The 734-nt window shown below is 55.9% G+C and carries 1 rRNA gene; it reads right to left on the reverse strand.

The window, feature by feature from the left end:
- Positions 1–734, reverse strand: a 23S ribosomal RNA gene (locus ABD671_RS22265); the annotation flags it as partial.

Genomic DNA, 734 nt, shown 5'->3' on the forward strand with positions numbered 1-734 from the left:
TGTACACCTCCGGCCTATCAACCCAGTCGTCTACTGGGGGCCTTACCCCATAACGGGTGGGAAACCTCATCTTGAAACGTGCTTCCCGCTTAGATGCGTTCAGCGGTTATCACTTCCGAACGTAGCTAACCAGCCGTGCTCTTGGCAGAACAACTGGCACACCAGAGGTTCGTCCATCCCGGTCCTCTCGTACTAGGGACAGCCTTTCTCAAGTTTCCTACGCGCGCGGCGGATAGGGACCGAACTGTCTCACGACGTTCTAAACCCAGCTCGCGTGCCGCTTTAATGGGCGAACAGCCCAACCCTTGGGACCTACTCCAGCCCCAGGATGCGACGAGCCGACATCGAGGTGCCAAACCATCCCGTCGATATGGACTCTTGGGGAAGATCAGCCTGTTATCCCCGGGGTACCTTTTATCCGTTGAGCGACCACGCTTCCACATGCCGTGGCCGGATCACTAGTTCCGACTTTCGTCCCTGCTCGACATGTCTGTCTCACAGTCAAGCTCCCTTGTGCACTTACACTCGCCACCTGATTGCCAACCAGGCTGAGGGAACCTTTGAGCGCCTCCGTTACATTTTAGGAGGCAACCGCCCCAGTTAAACTACCCATCAGGCACTGTCCCTGATCCAGATCATGGACCTAGGTTAGACATCTAGTACGACCAGAGTGGTATTTCAACGATGACTCCACCCCAACTGGCGTCGAGGTTTCACAGTCTCCCACCTATCCT

The organism is Nocardioides fonticola, assembly GCF_039536805.1.
In the GTDB taxonomy this organism is placed as follows: domain Bacteria; phylum Actinomycetota; class Actinomycetes; order Propionibacteriales; family Nocardioidaceae; genus Nocardioides; species Nocardioides fonticola.